The sequence below is a fragment of the Rhodoferax sp. ZS1R25 genome, assembly GCF_056521335.1.
This window is the reverse complement of sequence record NZ_JBWMAZ010000002.1, coordinates 1,081,157-1,100,083: the sequence shown is the minus strand read 5'-3', so window position 1 is coordinate 1,100,083 and position 18,927 is coordinate 1,081,157. Positions and strand designations below refer to the sequence as shown.

General features: G+C 64.8%; 16 protein-coding genes. 12 read left to right on the top strand and 4 right to left on the bottom strand.

The genetic code is table 11. The features are described from left to right. Positions 1-3: 3 nt before the first annotated feature. The 3 genes from AC097R_RS15960 to AC097R_RS15950 are packed head-to-tail and all read left to right on the top strand — an operon-like array spanning position 4 to position 2,539. Positions 4-1,041 carry a sensor histidine kinase gene (locus AC097R_RS15960; RefSeq protein WP_479599118.1) on the top strand — a complete coding sequence of 346 codons (1,038 nt, stop codon included), beginning with the start codon at positions 4-6 and terminating at the stop codon, positions 1,039-1,041. Further along, entirely contained in the window at positions 1,038-1,805 is a 768-nt protein-coding gene (locus AC097R_RS15955) for a LytR/AlgR family response regulator transcription factor (RefSeq protein ID WP_479599117.1), read from the top strand. Before AC097R_RS15960 ends, AC097R_RS15955 begins: the two co-directional genes overlap by 4 nt. Further along, entirely contained in the window at positions 1,802-2,539 is a 738-nt protein-coding gene (locus AC097R_RS15950) for a substrate-binding periplasmic protein (protein WP_479599116.1), read from the top strand. The genes AC097R_RS15955 and AC097R_RS15950 overlap by 4 nt, the downstream gene beginning before the upstream one ends. A 31-nt stretch (positions 2,540-2,570) precedes the next feature. Here AC097R_RS15950 and ppc read toward each other — a convergent pair whose 3' ends face one another. Continuing rightward, the gene (ppc, locus tag AC097R_RS15945; protein ID WP_479599115.1) at positions 2,571-5,393 is read right to left on the bottom strand and encodes a phosphoenolpyruvate carboxylase; all 2,823 of its coding nucleotides are present in this window, start codon (positions 5,391-5,393) and stop codon (positions 2,571-2,573) included. A 99-nt stretch (positions 5,394-5,492) separates the two neighbouring features. Here ppc and hemC point away from each other — a divergent pair, with 99 nt between their 5' ends. The 5 genes from hemC to AC097R_RS15920 are packed head-to-tail and all read left to right on the top strand — an operon-like array spanning position 5,493 to position 10,659. Next, a complete protein-coding gene (gene hemC, locus AC097R_RS15940) occupies positions 5,493-6,413 on the top strand; it encodes a hydroxymethylbilane synthase (RefSeq protein WP_479599114.1) in 921 nt (306 codons plus the stop codon). A 3-nt stretch (positions 6,414-6,416) separates the two neighbouring features. Beyond that, complete coding sequence (locus tag AC097R_RS15935; protein ID WP_479599113.1) at positions 6,417-7,214, top strand: uroporphyrinogen-III synthase; 798 nt, start codon at positions 6,417-6,419, stop codon at positions 7,212-7,214. Next, positions 7,214-8,272: a uroporphyrinogen-III C-methyltransferase gene (locus AC097R_RS15930; protein WP_479599112.1), complete on the top strand. Its 1,059-nt coding sequence runs from the start codon at positions 7,214-7,216 to the stop codon at positions 8,270-8,272. The genes AC097R_RS15935 and AC097R_RS15930 overlap by 1 nt, the downstream gene beginning before the upstream one ends. A 1-nt stretch (position 8,273) precedes the next feature. Continuing rightward, entirely contained in the window at positions 8,274-9,551 is a 1,278-nt protein-coding gene (locus AC097R_RS15925) for a heme biosynthesis HemY N-terminal domain-containing protein (protein ID WP_479599111.1), read from the top strand. 31 nt (positions 9,552-9,582) lie between these two features. Then, the gene (locus AC097R_RS15920; protein WP_479599110.1) at positions 9,583-10,659 is read left to right on the top strand and encodes a GGDEF domain-containing protein; all 1,077 of its coding nucleotides are present in this window, start codon (positions 9,583-9,585) and stop codon (positions 10,657-10,659) included. Positions 10,660-10,756: 97 nt separating this feature from the next. Here the strand turns inward: AC097R_RS15920 and AC097R_RS15915 are convergent, their stop codons facing one another. Then, a complete protein-coding gene (locus AC097R_RS15915; RefSeq protein ID WP_479599109.1) occupies positions 10,757-13,825 on the bottom strand; it encodes an Rne/Rng family ribonuclease in 3,069 nt (1,022 codons plus the stop codon). 494 nt (positions 13,826-14,319) lie between these two features. Between AC097R_RS15915 and AC097R_RS15910 the strand changes: the two genes are divergently transcribed. Genes AC097R_RS15910 through AC097R_RS15895 form a run of 4 tightly spaced genes read left to right on the top strand, consistent with a single transcriptional unit; the run spans position 14,320 to position 17,536 of the window. Next, a complete protein-coding gene (locus tag AC097R_RS15910) occupies positions 14,320-15,381 on the top strand; it encodes an RluA family pseudouridine synthase (protein WP_479599108.1) in 1,062 nt (353 codons plus the stop codon). A gap of 32 nt (positions 15,382-15,413) precedes the next feature. Next, positions 15,414-16,088: an HAD family hydrolase gene (locus tag AC097R_RS15905; protein WP_479599107.1), complete on the top strand. Its 675-nt coding sequence runs from the start codon at positions 15,414-15,416 to the stop codon at positions 16,086-16,088. A gap of 25 nt (positions 16,089-16,113) precedes the next feature. Next, positions 16,114-16,494, top strand: a complete 381-nt coding sequence (locus AC097R_RS15900; protein WP_479599106.1) for a Rieske (2Fe-2S) protein — start codon at positions 16,114-16,116, stop codon at positions 16,492-16,494. Positions 16,495-16,498: 4 nt separating this feature from the next. Beyond that, positions 16,499-17,536, top strand: a complete 1,038-nt coding sequence (locus AC097R_RS15895) for a S49 family peptidase (RefSeq protein ID WP_479599105.1) — start codon at positions 16,499-16,501, stop codon at positions 17,534-17,536. 6 nt (positions 17,537-17,542) lie between these two features. Here AC097R_RS15895 and AC097R_RS15890 read toward each other — a convergent pair whose 3' ends face one another. Together AC097R_RS15890 and AC097R_RS15885 are read right to left on the bottom strand one after the other, a co-directional pair. Continuing rightward, entirely contained in the window at positions 17,543-18,316 is a 774-nt protein-coding gene (locus AC097R_RS15890; RefSeq protein ID WP_479599103.1) for an SAM-dependent methyltransferase, read from the bottom strand. Beyond that, positions 18,313-18,915 (bottom strand): Maf family nucleotide pyrophosphatase, encoded by a 603-nt coding sequence (locus AC097R_RS15885; protein ID WP_479599102.1) that lies wholly within the window; start codon positions 18,913-18,915, stop codon positions 18,313-18,315. Before AC097R_RS15885 ends, AC097R_RS15890 begins: the two co-directional genes overlap by 4 nt. Positions 18,916-18,927 lie beyond the last annotated feature (12 nt).

The following is an 18,927-nucleotide window of genomic DNA, read 5'->3' as shown; positions in this document are numbered from 1 at the left end:
GACATGAACGACACCCAAATATTATCGACGTTCCAGGACCTGCCCCAGGGGCCACCGGCCGTGCCCAAGGCGCCGGCGCTGGTGTTCGATGCCTGCCAGATGGGCGTGGTGCTGCGCGCGGTGCTGTTTGTCGAAGTGGCGGTGGGGGTGGCGTCCATGTATGCCGCCAGCTCACTGTGGGACTGGGTGATGCGCCTGGCGCTGGTCACCGGCGCGGCCCTGCCGGCCACGCTGGCCTGGCTGCTGACCGCCTGCATCGTCAAGCGCTGGCTGGCCCGCATGCCGGCGGGGGTGCAGTATTCGGTCGCCGTGGGCCTGGGTGCGGTGGCCGGTGCCTACGGCTGCAGCCTGCTGGCCGTGGCCGGGCTGCTGGAGCGGTCGCCCTGGGTGGCCAGCATGTTCAGCGGTGCGTTTTTGTCCTCGTTGTTGGTGGCCGCGCTGGTGATGCGCGCCAAGGGCCGCACCCCGGCCGACACGGCGGCGCGGTTGGCCGAGCTGCAGTCGCGCATCCGCCCGCACTTTTTGTTCAACACCCTGAACAGCGCCATTGCGCTGGTGCGTGCCGAACCCGCCAAGGCCGAGACCCTGCTGGAAGACCTGAGCGACCTGTTTCGCCACGCCCTGATGGACCAGGGCGCTGAGGTGACGTTGGCTGAAGAAATTGCGCTGGCTCAGCGCTATATGGCGATTGAGAAAGTACGCTTTGGCGACCGCCTGGACGTGCAGTGGTCGCTGGATCCCGAGGCTGACCACGCCAAGCTGCCGCCCCTGCTGCTGCAGCCGTTGGTAGAGAACGCAGTGCGCCACGGCGTGGAGCCCAGCGCGGCTGGCGCGGCCATCCGCATTTCTACCCAGCGGCGTGGCTCCGTAGTGGTGGTCAAGGTGACCAACACCGTGCCCGCCGGACAGGGCGCCGAGGGCCATGGCCTGGCGCTGCGCAATGTGCAAGATCGCCTGTCGCTGTTGCACGATGTGCAGGGCCAGTTCCGCAGCGGTCTGCGCGACGGCGTTTATCAGGTGCGAATGGAGTTCCCCGCATGAACATGCCCGTAGCTGCTCCCCGACATTTGCAGGTGATGGTGGTCGATGACGAGCCCCTGGCGCGTTCCCGCCTGCGCACCCTGCTGGGCGATTGCAAGTCCCCCGCCGCCGATGTGGTGGCTGAAGCCGCCAACGCCAGCCAGGCGCTGGAGCTGCTGCGCCGCCAGCCCGTGGACCTGGTGTTTCTGGACATCCATATGCCCGGTGCCGATGGGCTGGCGCTGGCCGAATCGCTGCGGGCGCTGCCGCGCTCACCCGCCGTGGTGTTTGTGACCGCGCATGCCGAGCACGCGGTGCAGGCCTTTGAGCTGGAGGCGGTGGACTACCTAACCAAGCCGGTGCGGCTGGAACGCTTGCAGGCGGCGCTACAAAAAGCAGAGCGCTTCGCGCAGATCCAGTCGGGGCCCGTGGCCAATTTCGCTTCAGACGAAGTGCTGGTGATCCAGGAACGCCACCGCACCGAGCGCGTGCCCCTGCACCAGGTCATCTACTTCAAGGCCGAGCTCAAATACATCACCGTACGCACTGCAGCGCGTCACTACATCCTGGACGGTTCGCTGAACGACCTGGAAGAAAAATACCGTGAGCACTACGTGCGCGTGCACCGCAACGCCATCGTGGCGCGCCGTGCCGTGCGCGCGTTGGAGAAACACTTTGACCATGAAGAGGGCGACGGTTGGGCCGTGCGGCTGCAGGGGGTGGACGAGTTGCTGTCGGTCTCGCGCCGCCAGCTGACGGTGGTGCGGGGGCTGATTACGCAATGAGGCTGCGCCTGCTGGGCCTGGCCTGCTGCCTGTGGGGCGCGGCAGGGGTGTGGGCCGCAGACAAGATCCGCATAGGCGCCGAAGACGACTGGCGGCCTTACGCCTATGTGGAGGACGGCAGGCCCGCGGGCTTTGCCGTGGACCTGGCGCGTGCGGCCTGGGCGGCTGCGGGTGTGGAAGTGGAACTGGTGCCCTTGCCCTATGCGCGCTGCATGAAAGAGGTGGACAACAACCGCCTGGCCGGTTGCTTTGACACCTTGCGCGATGCACGCACCGAGACCAAGTACCGATGGCACAAACACCCGCTGTTCAAGGCACGCATTGCCATCTACGGCCGCAGCAACCAGCCCGACAGCAAGATCGATCTGCAGGCGCTGCGTGGCACGCGCGTCAGCGTGACCAATGGCTACGACTACGGCGCTGCGTTTGACAACGACCCCTACATGATGCGCGACGTGTCGTCGTCCGACCTGACCTCGCTGCGCAAGCTGGTGGCGGGGCGGGTGGACTATGCGCTGGTGTTTGACCGGGTGGCTGCACACATTGCCAGCCAGCACCCGGAGTTGGCACAAGGCTTCAAGCAGCGTGGGGTGCTGGTGGAGCCGCAGCTCTACATCTCTTTCGCGCGCGACTTTCCTGGCATTGAACGCACGATTGCCCAGTTTGATGAAGGCCTCGAAAAAGTCCGCAAGTCGGGCGAGTACGCCCGCATCGAAGCACGCTGGAAGCCGTAGGGCTGGTGGGCCCTACGGTCTGCTGAGTCACTTAGCCCGTGTTGCGCAGGCCGGCCGCAATGCCGTTGATCGAAATGTGGATCCCGCGTTGCACGCGCTCGTCGGCCTTGCCTTCGCGGTAGCGGCGCACCAGCTCAACTTGCAGGTGGTGCAGCGGGTCGATGTAGGGGAAACGGTGGCGGATTGAGCGTTGCAGTGCGGCGTTGTTGGCCAGGCGGCCCTTCTCGCCCGTGATGGTGGTCAAGGCTTGCGATGTGGCCTGCCACTCGGCTTCGATGGCGCTGAAGATCTTCTTGCGCAGGCGTGCATCACCCACCAGCTCCGAGTAACGCGAGGCCAGCGCCAGATCGCTCTTGGCCATCACCATGTCCATGTTGGAGAGCAGGGTGCCGAAGAAGGGCCATTGCTTGTACATTTTTTGCAGCAAGGCGGTGCGCTCCTTCTGCTGCTCGGGTGTGCCAGAGCTGATGAACTTCTGCACTGCCGAGCCAAAGCCAAACCAGCCAGGCAAGGTAAGGCGGCACTGGCCCCAGCTGAAGCCCCAAGGAATGGCGCGCAGGTCTTCGATCTTTTGCGAGGCCTTGCGCGATGCGGGGCGTGAACCGATGTTGAGCTCAGCGATCTCGCGCAGGGGCGTGGAGGCAAAGAAGTATTCGGTGAAGCCCGGGGTTTCGTACACCAGCGCGCGGTAGGCGGCCATGCTGTTTTGTGAGAGCTCGGCCGCGGCCTCCAGGAAGGCCTTGGTGGCGGACTTGGTGGGCTGCAGCAGCGTGGCTTCCAGCGTGGCGGCGACCAGGGTTTCCAGGTTGCGCCGGCCGATTTCTGGGTTGGCGTATTTGGAGCCGATCACTTCGCCTTGCTCGGTGAGGCGGATCTGGCCGCGCACGGTGCCGGGGGGCTGGGCCAGGATGGCCTGGTAGCTGGGGCCACCGCCGCGACCGACCGTACCGCCACGGCCGTGGAACATGCGCAGCTGGATCTTGTGCTGCTTGTCCAGCACATCGAACAGCTCGACCAGCGCGATCTCGGCGCGGTACAACTCCCAGTTGCTGGTGAAAATGCCGCCGTCCTTGTTGGAGTCAGAGTAGCCCAGCATGATGTCCTGCTCGGCACCGCTGCGCTTGACCAGATCGGCCACGCCGGGCAGGGCATAGAACTCGCGCATGATGGGTGCGGCGTTGCGCAGGTCTTCAATGGTTTCGAACAGTGGCACCACGATCAGGTCCACGATGGCTTGCGCGTCCAACGTGCCGCGCATCAGGCCCACTTCTTTTTGCAGCAGCAGCACTTCGAGCAAGTCGCTCACGGTTTCGGTGTGGCTGATGATGTAGTGGCGGATCGCTTCAAAGCCAAAGCGCTCGCGCATGACCTTGGCGGCGGCAAAGATGGCCAGCTCGCCCTGGGCGTGGGCCGAGTAGTCCACGCCATGCACGCGCAGCGTTCGTGCGTCGTTCAGCAGACCCAGCAGCAGAGTGCGCTTGGCGGCTTCGTCCAGCGCGCTGTAGTTGGCCTCCACACGGGCCGTGGCCAGCAGCTCGGCCACCACTTCTTCGTGTTTGTCAGAGCTTTGGCGCAAGTCCACCGTGGCCAGGTGGAAGCCAAACACTTCCACCGCGCGGATCAGCGGGTGCAGGCGTTGCTTGATCAGGGCCGCACCGTGGTGCGCCTTGAGTGAGGCGGCGATGGTGCGCAGGTCGGCCACAAACTCTTGTGCCAGCAGGTAGGGGTTTTGCGGGGCCACGGCGTGGCGGGCGGCCTCGGTGCCGGTCAGGCTCAGAAGGGTGGCGGCCAAGCGCGCGTACATGCCGGTCAGGGCACGGCGGTAAGGCTCGTCCTTGCGGTGTTCGTTCTGGTCAGGCGAGCGTTCGGCCAGGGCCTGCATCTCGGGGGTGCAGTCGGCCAGCATGGCAGAGATGGACAGCTCGGCACCCAGGCGGTGCACTTCGGTCAGGTAGTGGCGCAGGGCCACTTCAGACTGGCGGCGCAGCGCGTATTCCAGGGTCTGGGCGCTGACGTTGGGGTTGCCGTCGCGGTCACCGCCAATCCACTGGCCCATGCGCAGGAAGCTGTGCACGGGCTGGTTGCCCAGCATCTCTTCCAGGTCGGCGTAGAGTTTGGGAATCTCGCGCAGAAAGGTGGATTCGTAGTAGCTCAGCGCGTTTTCGATCTCGTCGGCTACGGTGAGCTTGCTGAAGCGCAGCAGGCGGGTTTGCCACAGCTGCATCACCCGGGCCCGCATCTGGGCTTCATTGGCGGCCAGTTCTTTGGGGGTGAGGGCGTCTTTCTTGCTGTCGACCGAGATGGCGCGCAGCTTGATTTCATCGCGCGTGGTCAGCAGCTGGGCGATGTCGCGTTCGGCATCCAGAATGCTCTTGCGTTGCACTTCGGTGGGGTGGGCGGTGAGCACGGGCGACACATAACTTTGGGCCAGCGTTTGCGAGATGGTCTTGGGCGAAATGCCCGCCCAGCGCATGCGCGACATGGCCACCTCGATGCTGCCTTCCTGCGTGTCACCGGCGCGCTCGTGGATGGCGCGGCGGCGGATGTGGTGGCGGTCTTCGGCCAGGTTGGCCAGGTGCGAAAAATACGTGAAGGCGCGGATCACGCTCACGGTTTGGTCACCCGACAGGCCCTTGAGCAGCTTTTTCAGCGCCTTGTCGGACTCGTGGTCGGCATCGCGGCGAAACGCCACCGACAGCTTGCGGATCTGTTCGATCAGTTCATAGGCTTCCACACCCTCTTGTTCGCGAATCACATCGCCCAGAATGCGACCCAGAAGACGGATGTCCTCCACCAGAGGGCGTTCGTTGTCTTTGCTACGCTTGGCCGTCTCAGCGGCAGGGGCATTTTTCATGGGTCAAACAGGTGGGAGTGGAGGGCGCTTCGAACGAAGCAAGGAACGCGCCCATGCTAGCATCGAAGGCATTCCACCGATTACTAACAGGTTACGATTTTGCGCAATTTTACGATCGCCACACGCGAGAGCCGATTGGCGCTTTGGCAGGCGGAACACGTCAAGGCGTTGCTGGAGCAACAAGGGGCCTCGGTGACCCTGTTGGGCATGACCACCAAGGGCGATCAAATCCTGGACCGCTCGCTGAGCAAAGTGGGTGGCAAGGGCCTGTTTGTCAAAGAGCTGGAAGTGGCACTCGAAGAAGGTCGTGCCGACCTCGCCGTGCACTCGCTCAAAGACGTGCCCATGGAGTTGCCTGAAGGCTTTGACTTGGCCTGCGTGATGGAGCGCGAAGACCCGCGCGATGCCTTGGTTTCCAACCGCTACGCCAGTTTGCTGGACCTGCCGCAGGGCGCCGTAGTGGGCACCTCCAGCCTGCGCCGAACGGTGCTGCTGCACGCCCTGCGCCCCGACCTGCGCATAGAGCCGCTGCGCGGCAACCTGGACACTCGCCTCAAGAAGCTGGACGATGGCCTGTACGACGGCATTGTGTTGGCCGCTGCGGGTCTGATGCGCCTGGGGCTGGCATCGCGCATCCGCGCCACCTTCAGCCCCGAGCAGATGCTGCCCGCGGCCGGGCAGGGCGCCCTGGGTATTGAGATTCGTCTGGGGCGCGCCGACGTGGCCCAGGCCCTGGCGCCGCTGGCCCACCAGCCCACCTGGCTGGCCGTGGCGGCCGAGCGTTCGGTCAGTCGCATGATGGGCGGCAGCTGCTCCATGCCGCTGGCGGCCTACGCCACGCTGGACGGTAGCCAACTGCACATCCGCGCCGCCTGGGGTGACGCCAATGGCGTGCTGCCCTTGGTGACTGCCCAGGCCAGTGGCCAGGTGGCAGACCATGCCGCGGCCGTGGCCCTGGGTGAGCAGGTGGCGCGCCAGCTGCAGGATGGCGTGCGCGCGCAGACCGCGGCAGGGCACTGAGCCATGCGCGTCATCGTGACCCGCCCGCAGACCGAAGCCGCGCAGTGGGTGCAAGCCCTGCAGGCGTCGGGCTACGAGGCGCACAGCCTGCCCCTGATCGATGTGCAGCCGGCGGCCCAGCCGCAAGCGGTGCGCGAGGCCTGGGCCCGGCTGGAGCAGAACCAGTACGACGCGGTGATGTTCGTCAGTCGCAACGCGGTAGACCACTTTTTTGCATTAAAACAGGCTGCAGCCCCCGTATTCATTGCGCAAGCAGCTATCAAAAGCAGAGCGTTCGTCACTGGCCCCGGCAGCTATTCAGCCTTGTTGCGGGCGGGCGCCGAGCCCGGCTGTATCGACGCGCCCTCGCACGACACCGGCCAGTTTGATTCCGAGGCCCTGTGGGCCGTGGTCCAGCCCAGGGTGGTGCCCGGCTTTCGCCTGCTGATCGTGCGTGGTACCACCGCGCAGGGCGATGCCAGCGACGAGGGCGTGGGCCGCGACTGGTTTGCGCGCAGGGCCACGGCGGCCGGTGCGGTGGTCGACTTCGTGGTGGCCTACCAGCGGCAACGACCCGCGCTGTCGGCCGATAGCCAGGCCCTGATCGCCCAGGCGGCCAGCGATGGGTCGGTCTGGCTGTTCAGCAGCTCTGAGGCCATCGCCAACCTGCAAGCCTGGTGCCCGCAGCAGCCCTGGCAGCAAGCCCGCGCCGTGGTCACCCACCCGCGCATTGGCCAGGCCGCGCGCGATGCGGGCTTTGGCACGGTGCGCGAGTCCAAACCTGCGCTGGCGGCGCTGATGGCGTCGATAGAATCCCTGTGATGAATACTGAGTCCCCGGTTCCCCTGGCGCCTGAGGTGGTGGATGTCACGCCGCAGGCCGGCGCGATCCTGCCTGCGGTCAAATCCTCCCGGCGCTTGCTGCGCGGCGTTGCCGTGGTGGCGGTGGTCGGGTTAGTGGCCAGTGTGTTCCTGTGGCAAAAGCTCAGCTCCATCCAGGAGCAGCTGGCGCGCCAAAGCGCCGATGCCGGCACCCAAGCGACCGAGGCGCGCGCCACAGCCCGCCAGGCGCAAGAGCTGGCCATCGAGACGGCGGCCAAACTGGCCGTGACCGAGGCGCGGCTGAGCGAGGTGTCGCTGCAACGCACCCAGCTCGAAGAACTCATGCAAAGCCTGTCGCGCTCGCGCGATGAAAACCTGGTGGTGGACATCGAGTCTGCACTGCGCTTGGCGCAGCAGCAGGCGCAGCTCACCGGCAGCGCAGAGCCGCTGTTGGCGGCCCTCAAATCGGCTGAACTGCGGGTGGCGCGTGCTGCCCAGCCGCGCCTGACGCCGCTGCAACGCGCGATTGCCAAAGACGTGGCGCGCATCAAGGCCACGGCGCTGGCTGACACGCCGGCCTTGCTGGTCAAACTCGATGAACTCGTGCTGCTGGCCGACGATCTGCCGGTGGCCAACGCGGTCGCCGTGGCACGCCCTGCTGCCAGCCTGCAGCGCAAGACCGAAGAGTCGGTGCCCACCTGGTGGATGCGCATGCTGTCGGTGGTGCGCGAAGAAGTTCGTGGCCTGGTGCGGGTGAGCCGCATCGAGAACCCCGAGGCACCGCTGCTGTCGCCCGAACAGTCTTTCTTTGTGCGCGAAAACCTCAAGCTCAAATTGCTCAACGCCCGCCTGGGCCTGCTGGCCCGGCAGACCGATTCGGCGCGTGCCGACCTGGCCGCGGCATCGGCATCGCTGGGCCGCTATTTCGATACCTCCTCGCGCAAGACCCAGGCCGCACAGGGCGTGCTGCAGCAGTTGCAGGGCCAAATGCGGTCGCTGGAGCTGCCGCGCGTGGACGAGACGCTGGCGGCACTGGCCACTGCGGCGGCGGGGCGCTGAGATGCGGGCTGCACTGTGGCTGATGGCGTTGTTTGGCACGGCCGTGGCGGCCGCGCTGTTTGCGGGGAACAACCAGGGTACGGTCACGCTGTACTGGCCGCCCTACCGTGTTGACGTATCGCTGAACCTGGTGCTGCTGGTGCTGGCGCTGGCTTTTGTGACGCTGCACCTGGCGCTGCGGGCGCTGTCGGGCCTGTTCAGCATTCCGCTGCAGGCCAAACGCTGGCGCCTGCTGCAAAAAGAACGTGCCATCCACACCGCCCTGATCGATGCGCTGCTGCACTTGGTGGCAGGCCGTTTTGTGCGCGCCCGCAAGGCCGCCGAACTGGTGGTGACGCTGGAAGAGTCGGTGCGCGCCGGGGATGAAAACGTGGTGCAGGCGGCCCGACTGCGCACGCTGTCTCACTTGTTGGCGGCCGAGAGCGCACACGCGCTGCAAGACCGCACGGTGCGCGACCAGCACTTCCAGCTGGCGCTGGAACACACCCATCTGCGCGAGGCGCAGGACGCCCGCGATGGCGTACACATGCGCGCGGCGCGCTGGGCCTTTGACGACCGCGACCCCGGTGCTGCCATGCAGTGGCTGGACCAGTTGCCCCAGGGCACGGCGCGGCGCACCATTGCGTTGCGCCTGCGTTTCAAGGTGGCGCGCCAGGCGGGCAAGGCCCGCATGGCACTGGACGCCTCGCGCCTGCTCACCAAACACCGGGCGTTCTCCGAAGTGGCGGGTGCCGGCATTGCCCGCGGTCTGGCGCTGGAGATGATTCGCTCGGCCTATGACCCGGCCCAGCTGCAGCGCGAGTGGGACCATCTGGACCCAACCGAGCAGCGCATTCCCGAAGTGGCCCTGGAGGCGGCGGAGCGCTGCCTGGCGCTGGGTGGGGATGTGGCCGTGTCGCGGCTGTGGGTGCACCCGCTGTGGCAGGCCATGTCGCAGCGCTTGGACGCGCTGAGCCCGGCCTTGCGCCTGCGGTTGATTCGCGTATTGGAAAAAGGCTTTGCCGTGGCCACTGGCGCACCCGATGCGGCGTGGCTGTCCCGCATTGAGTCGCTGCAATTGTCCAATCCTGCCGACCCGGTGTTGCAGTACCTGGCGGGGGTGATGTGCGCGCGTCTGGAGCTATGGGGCAAGGCCCAGCAATTGCTGCGCCAATCGCTCTCCATGCTCAAGGACAAGGAACTCAAACGCGATGCCTGGCGGGCTCTGGCCGAACTGGCCGAACAGCGCCAGGATATGACGGCTGCGGCACAGGCTTACAAGGAAGCCGCCAAAGCGTGACGGGGCCGGTTTTCAGGGCTATTATCCGCCCATGGCCACACTCATAGACCACCTCATCAAGCTCACAGACCACCGCGAGCGCGACCTGTTGGAGCTCACCCTGTCCAAGGCCTTGATTGACCTTGTACCCATCCAGCGTGTCCTCGTGGCACGGGTGGTCAGCGAGGAGGGGATTCGGCGATGGCTGGAGGTGACCACGCTGGACGCCAAGGGGGGTGGCAAGGTGGTAGACCCGCTGCGGGTGGACTTCCAAAAGCTGCCGCTGCTGGAAGACAACAAGGACCGCCTGAAAGCCCTGCAAACGCGCAGCACGGTGGAAATTGCCTGGGCCGGTGAAGACGGTCCGCGTATCACCTACTTCCCGCTGTTTGCCGAAAGCCTGAGCGATGACGAAGGCGTGCTCGAAATCCATTCCGCCTCGGTGCTGAGCTCAGACCAGGTGCTGACCATTGGCGCGGTGCACCATGTGTTTCGCAATATGTACCACCTGCTGGCCTACAGCGACCGGGATGCACTCACCGGCCTGCTGAACCGCAAGTCACTGGACGACACCTTTTACAGCGCCGTGCTGGACGAACTGGGCGAGGGCGATGCCATCGCCCGAGGCGCGCCTGAAGTGGCCGTTGCCCCCGGGCAGGAGCGTCGCCACCGGGTGCCGCCCAACTACTGGCTGGGCACCATCAGCGTGGACAGCTTTGGCCTGATCAATGACAAGAACGGCCACCTGATTGCAGAAGAGGTGTTGCTGCTGGTGGCGCGCATCATGAACAACACGTTCCGCACCTACGACCGGCTCTACCGCTTTGGTGGCGAGCAGTTTGCGGTGCTGATGCACTGCCCTGACGAGGCGCTGGTGCTGGCGGCGTTTGAGCGTTTTCGCGCCAATATTGAGAAATTCAACTTCCCGCAGGTGGGGCGCCTGACGATTTGCGGTGGTTTTACCCGCGTGACGCCGGACGATTCCCCCAGTACTGCGCTGGAGCGCGCCGAGCGCGCCGTGGACTATGCCCAGCACAATGGACAAAACAAGGTGTTCAGCCATGCTGAATTGGTACGCCGGGGTTTCTTCGGTGAGGCGATGAAGATTGGTGCGGTGGATTTGTTCTGACGGTCTGATCGATAGTTTTCACCCATGAAAAAGGGGCACCGAGGTGCCCCTTTTCCATGGCTGTGTGGGGTTCTTGCGAACCCACACAGCCGCGTGGTTAGCCCGCGTTGTTGCTCTCGAAAGGCAAGGTCATGTTGCGCAGGTCGCGGCGGGTTTCCACCAGCACCAGCGGCTGCTCTTCAATCACCACCGGAGCCGGCCGTTCACGTGGCACGTGCACAGGCTTGGGTTCGGCGGCAATCGCGGCCTGCACGGCTGCGACCTTGCTCAGGTCAGAGTTGACCCATTGCAAACCGGAACCTTGCGCCACTTGCTGCAGCGAGTCCGTGGGCAAGGCATAACCCTGCACCTTGGGCATCTGGCCTGCGGCCACTGCGGGTGCAGCAACAGGTGCCACGGGGGCAGGCGCTGCCACCACAGGGGCTGGTGCGGCGTGTTGCACAGTAGCTGCTACCGGCGCAGGGGCTACCGCTTCAGGCGCGAAGGTCTCGCTGCTGGGGGCTGCGTCGGATTGCACGTCTTCTTGCGCGGGGCGCGGCGCACGCTCACCACGTTCCTGGCGGTTGCCACGGTCGCGGCCATAGCGGTCACGGGAGTGACGTTCGCGGGGCTCGCCTTGGGGCGCACGGCCTTCGCCAGTGTCGTCGCTGGCAGGGGCTGGTGCCACGGCATCGGAACCATGGGGTTCGGTGTCGGCAAAGCCCAGCGTGGATTGCTGCTCAGGGGCAGCTTGGTTGCCGTCATCCTGGCGGGGACCGCGCTCATCACGGCGGCCATTGCGGCTGCGGTTGCGACCACGGCCTTCGCGGCCTTCACCGCGGGCTTCGGCATTCACCTCACCAGTGACCTCAGGGCGGGCCTCACCGGACTCTTCACCGCGCACTTCGTTGCGGGGTTCGGCAGGGCGGTCACCATTCTCTTCACGCGGACCACGGCCTTCGCCACGGTTGCGACCACGGCCTTCACCGCGGGGACCACGGTCTTGGCGGGGCTCACCACGGCCTTCACCGCGTGCTGCAGGGGCGTTGCCGCCGTCTGCGATAGCGTTGACTTGGACGTCCTGGCCTACTGCGGGAGCGCCGGCATCCATGCGTTCGTTTCGCTGCGCACCGCCCTGGCGTTCACCGCGCTCGCTGCGTTCACCACGGTTGCGGCCATTGCGGCCACCGCGTTCGGAGCGGTCGCCATTGCCTTCAGGGCGGGCTTCACCACGGTTCTCTTCGCGGGGGCCACGGCCTTCGCCACGGGGCTCATTGCGCCCGCCACGGCTGTTGCGGCCTTCGCCACGCTCGCCACCACGGTCGTTACGTTCACCACCACGGCCACCGTTGCGGTTGCCATCGCGGCCACCACGGCCGTCACGGCCTTCGCGCTTGTCGTCGGTCTTGGCAGTTGCGGGTGCGGGCTTGGCCACCGGTACGGCTTCTTCGATACCCAGCAGACCCTTGATCCAACCAAAGAAACCTTGGCTGGCAGGGGCAGGTGTTGCCACCACGGGCTTGGCAGCGGGCGCTGCAGCCTGGGGCTTGGCCACTTCGGGCTTGGGCACGGCGATGGGGGCGGGTGCATCGGGCAGCACGCCCTTGATCACCGGGGTTTGCTTGTTGGTAGGCTCTTGCGAACGGCGGGTCACGCCGGTGGCCTCTTCCATGTCGTCGGCCATCTTGTAGCTGGCTTCGATGTGGTCCAGGCGTGGGTCGTCGTGCTTCAGGCGTTCGAGCTTGTAGTTGGGCGTTTCCAGCGTCTTGTTGGGCACCATGAGCACGTTGATGCGCTGCTTGAGCTCAATCTTGGCGATTTCGGTGCGCTTTTCGTTCAGCAGGAACGACGCCACATCGACAGGCACCTGGCACAGCACGGAGGCGGTGTTGTCCTTGAGGGACTCTTCCTGGATGATCCGCAGAATCTGCAACGCGCTGGATTCGGTGTCACGGATGTGGCCGGAGCCGCCGCAACGGGGGCAAGGAATCGACGCACCTTCGGAGAGGGCCGGGCGCAGACGCTGGCGGCTCATTTCCATCAGACCGAATTTGCTGATGGTGCCGAACTGCACGCGGGCGCGGTCCTGGCGCAGCGCGTCGCGCAAGCGGTTTTCCACTTCGCGGCGGTTGCGGGACTCTTCCATGTCGATGAAGTCGATCACGATCAGGCCACCCAAGTCGCGCAGACGCATCTGGCGCGCCACTTCGTCAGCGGCTTCCAGGTTGGTGCGGGTGGCGGTTTCTTCAATGTCGCCGCCCTTGATGGCGCGGGCTGAGTTCACGTCCACGGACACCAAAGCTTCGGTGTGGTCGATCACGATGGCGCCGCCGGAGGGCAGTTGCACCGTGCGGGCGTAGGCGGATTCGATCTGGTGTTCGATCTGGAAGCGGCTGAACAGCGGGGCGTCATCACGGTAGCGCTTCACGCGGGCAGCGTGCTCGGGCATCACGTGGGCCATGAATTGCTGGGCCTGTTCGTACACGTCGTCGGTGTCGATCAGGATGTCGCCGATGTCATTGTTGAAGTAATCGCGGATCGCGCGGATCACCAGAGAAGATTCCTGGTAAATCAGGTAAGCACCTTTGCCACCCTTGGCGGCGCCGTCGATGGCGTTCCACAGCTTGAGCAGGTAATTCAGGTCCCACTGCAGTTCGGGCGCTGCGCGGCCGATACCCGCGGTGCGGGCAATGATGGACATGCCGTTGGGGTATTCCAACTGGTCCATGTTTTCTTTGAGTTCAGCGCGGTCGTCACCCTCGATGCGGCGCGATACGCCACCGCCACGGGGGTTGTTGGGCATCAGCACCACGTAGCGGCCGGCCAGCGAGACAAAGGTGGTCAGGGCGGCACCCTTGTTGCCACGCTCTTCTTTTTCGACCTGCACCAGCAGTTCCTGGCCTTCGCGGATCGCATCCTGGATGCGGGCGTTACCGGCGGAAACGCCTTGTTGGAAGTAGGTTTTGGAGATTTCCTTGAACGGCAGGAAACCGTGGCGGTCTTCGCCGTAGTCCACGAAGCAGGCTTCTAGCGACGGCTCGACGCGGGTAACGACGGCCTTGTAAATATTGCCCTTGCGCTGTTCGCGCCCTTCGATTTCGATTTCGTAGTCGAGGAGTTTTTGTCCGTCGACGATGGCCAGGCGGCGTTCTTCAGCCTGCGTGGCGTTGATCAGCATCCGTTTCATGGATTGCATCCTTCTTCAATAAGCACATGCCCGAATTGGGCGTACGGTGCCGGACTGACGAATTGAAGTGAGGTGGAATTGCCGGAGAACTTCAGGTCACACGAGGTGACGAAGCGTAGGCGCAGGGATGGGGACGAGAGGGTGCGTTTGTGAACTTGCTATCAAAAGGATAGCTCGTTGCGCAGGTTGTACCGGGGCTGCAGGCCGATATGTGCCACCCAACGGGGCGCAAACGCTCCGCAGGCACAAGGTCATCAGGCTTAGCAACACAAACATCTCGTTTCATTCCATTCGCAAACCGTGGGTTTGCGAACTTGGGGTATTCCGTATCAGGGTTTCAATTCGTCGGCTTGGCCGCGCTGTTGCTGACCATCACAGGCAGGTGGCGTGTGATTTGCAAGCATTGCAGCCCGGTGGCATCGACCTTCCAGCGCAACGGTTCGTGGGGTGTGGACTAAACTCCAGACAAATCAACCACTTACAGCGCGACGCTAGTGAAACACATTATAGGGGGCAATCCGACCCCGTCTGACCCCCTGACAAACCCGCAAGTCAAATCCGTGACGGTTGACGAAGACAGCGCGGGCCAGCGCCTGGACAATTTCCTGATGCGCGAGCTCAAGGGCGTGCCCAAAACCCACGTCTACCGCATCATTCGCAGCGGCGAGGTGCGCGTGAACAAGGGCCGGGCCAGCGCAGACACCCGGGTGGCGGTGGGCGACGTGGTGCGGGTGCCGCCGGTGCGCGTGTCCGAGCGGGCCGAGCAGAAAACCCAGGCCATGGCCGAGCAGGTGGCCGCCCAGGCCACCGGGCGGGTTCCGGCCAAAGCCTTCCCTGTTTTGTTTGAGGATGACCACTTTTTGGCGGTGAACAAGCCTGCCGGGGTGGCGGTACACGGTGGCTCGGGCGTCAGTTTTGGGGTGATCGAGCAGCTGCGCATGGCGCGGCCGCAGGCCAAATTTCTGGAGCTGGTGCACCGGTTGGACCGGGAAACCAGCGGCATTTTGCTGGTGGCCAAGAAGCGGAGTGCGCTGAAAGCCCTGCAAGACCAGTTCCGCGAGCGGGCAACCGGCAAAACCTACCTGGCCCTGGTGCTGGGCGCCTGGCCTGCTAATAAGAAGGTGCTGGACAAGCCCCTGCATAAGTACCTGCTGGCCAGCAAGGATGGTGCGGCAGACGCCGGCGAGCGGCGTGTGAAGGTCGTAGCCAAGGACGACCCGGACGGCATGCCCTCGCTCACGCTGGTGAAGGTGCGGGCCGCCGCGGACGACTACTCCCTGCTCGAAGTGACCATCAAGACCGGGCGCACCCACCAGATCCGGGTGCACTTGGCGTCGGAAGGTATGCCGATTGCCGGGGACGACAAGTACGGCGACTTTGAGCGCAACAAGGCGCTGGCCCGGGGCGTGGGCGCTGCGGCCCTCAAACGCATGTTTTTGCACGCCTGGCGCCTGCAGTGCAACCACCCCGCCACCGGCGAGCGGGTGGAGCTGCGGGCCGAATTGCCTGCAGAATTGAGTACCTTCCTGGCCTCTGCCTTGCCCGGTGTCGCCTGAGCGGCCCTTTTTCGATCTTTTTGTAGAAGCCTATGCCCTCTCCCCGCACCCGTGCCCGCCAGTTCGACCTGATTGCGTTCGACTGGGACGGCACCCTGTTTGACTCCACCGCCATCATCACGCGCTGCATCCAGTTGGCCGTGGCCGATGTGGGCGGTGCCGTGCCCAGCGACAAAGATGCGTCCTATGTGATCGGCTTGGGGCTGATGCAGGCGCTGGCCCATGCCGCGCCCGATGTTCCCAAGGAAAAGTACGCTGAGCTGGGCGCGCGCTACAAACACCATTACGTGGCGCACCAGAACGACATCAGCCTGTTTGCCGGCGTGCTGCCCATGCTGGTCGAGCTCAAGACCCGGCAGCACCTGCTGGCCGTGGCCACCGGCAAAAACCGTGCGGGCCTGAACGAAGTGCTGGACGCGGTGGAGCTCAAGGGCATGTTTGACAGCTCTCGCACCGCGGACGAAACCGCGGGCAAGCCGCACCCCCGCATGCTGCAGGAGTTGATGGCCGAGCTGGGCGTGCCGGCTGAGCGCGTGCTGATGGTGGGCGACACCACGCACGACCTGCAGCTGGCCCTGAACGCGGGCTGCGCCAGCGTCGGCGTGAGCTACGGCGCCCATGCGCCAGCCATGTTTGAGGACCTGGGGCCGCGCTGTGTGGTGCATTCGGTGGCCGAGCTGCACGCCTGGCTGTTGGATAACGCCTGATCGATACAGAGACGGAGACGCGGCCATGGCCTTGAACACTGAGCCCCAAGTCATCGCCCTGTGCAACTCGGGCGACCTGGCGAACAGCGGCCTAGCCGTGCCGTTTGACGTGGTGTACTGCGGGCAGACCTGCTACGCCTTTGCCATTCGCTACGCGGACAAAGCCTATGCCTACCTGAACCGCTGCTCCCATGTCCCCATGGAGATGGATTACCAGCCCAACCGCTTTTTCGACATGACCGGCAATTGGCTGATGTGCGCCACCCACGGCGCCATGTACAGCCCCCAAACCGGCCAGTGCCGTACCGGCCCCTGCCGCGGCGGCTTGGTCTCCATTGCCCTCACCGAAGTTGATGGTGTCGTGCACTGGCATACTGGCCCTCACCTACAACCTGTGGTTTTCTAGAACTATGTCTGACTCCCCATTCCCGCCCACGCCTGATTCTGAGGAAAATCCTCGTCCAGCCCCCGTGGAATCTGCGCCAGCAGCTCCTAAAAGCGTAGCAAGTGCTGCGACGTCGGCCCCCGGCTGGGAGCGGGCCACGTTGGAGAGGCTGGCCATGGCGTCGCTGGTAGAGCAGCGCGCGGCCCGTCGCTGGCGCAATGCCATCCGCATTGGCTGGCTGGTGTTTCTGGCCGTGCTGGTGTGGCTCGGTATGCAACGCGGCGGCTCCACCACCGATGTAAAGACACCCCACACCGCCGTCATTGCCATCCAGGGCGAGATCGCCGCGGGTGCCGAAGCCAGTGCCGAATTTGTGGTGGCCGCCATGCGCAGTGCCTTTGAAGACGACGGCGCCAAGGCGGTGGTGCTGCTGATCAACTCGCCGGGTGGCAGCCCGGTGCAGGCCGGCATCATCAATGACGAGATCAAGCGCCTGAAGGCTCTGCACAACAAGCCGGTCTATGCCGTGGTGGAAGAAACCTGTGCCTCAGCGGCCTATTACATTGCCGCGGGTGCCGACCAGATCTTTGTGGACAAGGCCAGCATCGTGGGCAGTATTGGCGTGCTGATGGACGGCTTTGGCTTCACCGGCCTCATGGACAAGTTGGGTGTTGAGCGACGCCTGATGACCGCTGGCGAGAACAAAGGCTTCCTGGACCCCTTCAGCCCGCAGACCGAGAAGCAACGCGCGTTTGCCCAGGCCATGCTGAACCAGATCCACCAGCAGTTCATTGCCGTGGTGAAAGAGGGCCGTGGCGCACGCCTGAAAGAAACCCCTGAAATGTTCAGCGGCCTGTTTTGGACTGGCCAGCAAGCCATCGAACTGGGCCTGGCCGACAAGCTGGGCAACCTGGACTATGTGGCGCGTGAGGTGGTGAAGGCCGAAGAAATCATCGACTACACCCGCAAGGACAACGTGGCCGAACGCCTGGTCAAACGCTTTGGTGCATCCATTGGCGATGGTGCCGCCAAGGCGCTGCGTTCGCTTCCCGCCATTCACTGAGTGGGTTTAGCGGCCGATCGCAAATACCGTGGGCGTGGCGTTGTCCAGCGCCCAGCCGCTCTGCTTCCACTGTTTCACGAGATTACTGTGGGTGGCGGCGTTGTCTAACGTGAGCCCACTGGAAGTCGCCAGCCGCGTGTTGTGCTGCAGGGTTTGCAGCAGACCCTGCAGCAAGGCGGTGTTGCGGTAGGGTGTCTCGATGAAGAGCTGGGTTTGTCCTGTTTTTAGCGCCAGCGATTCCAGTTCGCGAATACGCTTGATGCGCTCGGCCGGTTCGGCCGGCACATAGCCCACAAACGCAAAGTTTTGTCCATTGAGCCCGCTGGCGGCCAGCGCCAACAACAACGACACGGGCCCCACCAATGGCACTACGCGCAGGCCCAGGTCGTGCGCCGCGCGCACCACCGACGAACCCGGGTCCGCCACCGCGGGCATTCCGGCTTCGCTGACCAGGCCCACATCGTGGCCCTGCAAGGCTGCCGCCAGCAGCGGCGTGGCGTCAAAGCCGCCCAGGTGGTCGCCTTTCTTGTGCACTTCGCGTGGCAGCTCTTGAATCTGCAGTTCCTGCAAGGCCACGCCTAGCGGGTGGCTGGCATCTACGCGCTTTAAATAGGCGCGCGTGCTTTTGGCGTTCTCACAGATCCAGTGCCGCAGGCGTGCCGCTATGGCCAGCGTATGGGCGGGCATGCTCTGGTCCAGCGGGCTTTGGGTGGCGCAGCCAAAGTCCAGCGGCGCGGGCACCAAATACAGCGTGCCTTTAGAGGAGGGCGCTTGCGTCATACCGGCCCCAGCAATGCAATGCCCGCCGCGCGCAGCATGCGGCTGGTGCGTATCAGTGGCAGGCCAACTAAGGCGCTGGGGTCGTCGTTGTCGATGGATTCCAGCAAAGCGATGCCCAGGCCCTCGCTCTTGGCGCTGCCGGCGCAGTCATAGGGCGTCTCAGCGCGGAGGTAGTTTTCAATTTCGGCGTCGCTCAGGTCGCGGAACACCACGCGCACCGGAGCCACATCCTCCTGCTCGAACCCGCTGGCCAGGCACACCACGGCCACGGCAGTCTGAAAAATCACCGTTTTGCCGCGCATTTTCTGCAGTTGGGCCACGGCACGGGCATGGGTGCCGGGTTTGCCCAGCGGTTCTCCGTCCAGATCGGCCACCTGGTCGGAGCCAATCACCACGCTGTCGGGGTATTGCCGGGCTACGGCTTGCGCCTTGGCCAGTGCCAGGCGGCGCGCCAGCGCGAGTGGGGTCTCCGTGGGCTGGGGGGTTTCGTCCACATCAGGGGCGGCCACGGTGAAGGGCACGCGCAGGCGCTGCAGCAGTTCGCGGCGGTAGGCCGAGGTGGAGCCTAAAACGAGTTTGCGGGGGGCGGAGTCTTGCATGGGGCGATTCTC

Bases quoted from the DNA above. Each gene is read 5' to 3' on its own strand.
- AC097R_RS15890 (WP_479599103.1), bottom strand. From the start codon at position 18,316: ATGACGCAAGCGCCCTCCTCTAAAGGCACGCTGTATTTGGTGCCCGCG.
- AC097R_RS15950 (WP_479599116.1), top strand. From the start codon at position 1,802: ATGAGGCTGCGCCTGCTGGGCCTGGCCTGCTGCCTGTGGGGCGCGGCA.
- AC097R_RS15925 (WP_479599111.1), top strand. From the start codon at position 8,274: ATGCGGGCTGCACTGTGGCTGATGGCGTTGTTTGGCACGGCCGTGGCG.
- AC097R_RS15935 (WP_479599113.1), top strand. From the start codon at position 6,417: ATGCGCGTCATCGTGACCCGCCCGCAGACCGAAGCCGCGCAGTGGGTG.
- ppc (WP_479599115.1), bottom strand. From the start codon at position 5,393: ATGAAAAATGCCCCTGCCGCTGAGACGGCCAAGCGTAGCAAAGACAAC.
- AC097R_RS15920 (WP_479599110.1), top strand. From the start codon at position 9,583: ATGGCCACACTCATAGACCACCTCATCAAGCTCACAGACCACCGCGAG.
- AC097R_RS15915 (WP_479599109.1), bottom strand. From the start codon at position 13,825: ATGAAACGGATGCTGATCAACGCCACGCAGGCTGAAGAACGCCGCCTG.
- AC097R_RS15900 (WP_479599106.1), top strand. From the start codon at position 16,114: ATGGCCTTGAACACTGAGCCCCAAGTCATCGCCCTGTGCAACTCGGGC.
- AC097R_RS15905 (WP_479599107.1), top strand. From the start codon at position 15,414: ATGCCCTCTCCCCGCACCCGTGCCCGCCAGTTCGACCTGATTGCGTTC.
- AC097R_RS15895 (WP_479599105.1), top strand. From the start codon at position 16,499: ATGTCTGACTCCCCATTCCCGCCCACGCCTGATTCTGAGGAAAATCCT.
- AC097R_RS15960 (WP_479599118.1), top strand. From the start codon at position 4: ATGAACGACACCCAAATATTATCGACGTTCCAGGACCTGCCCCAGGGG.
- AC097R_RS15955 (WP_479599117.1), top strand. From the start codon at position 1,038: ATGAACATGCCCGTAGCTGCTCCCCGACATTTGCAGGTGATGGTGGTC.
- AC097R_RS15930 (WP_479599112.1), top strand. From the start codon at position 7,214: ATGAATACTGAGTCCCCGGTTCCCCTGGCGCCTGAGGTGGTGGATGTC.
- AC097R_RS15885 (WP_479599102.1), bottom strand. From the start codon at position 18,915: ATGCAAGACTCCGCCCCCCGCAAACTCGTTTTAGGCTCCACCTCGGCC.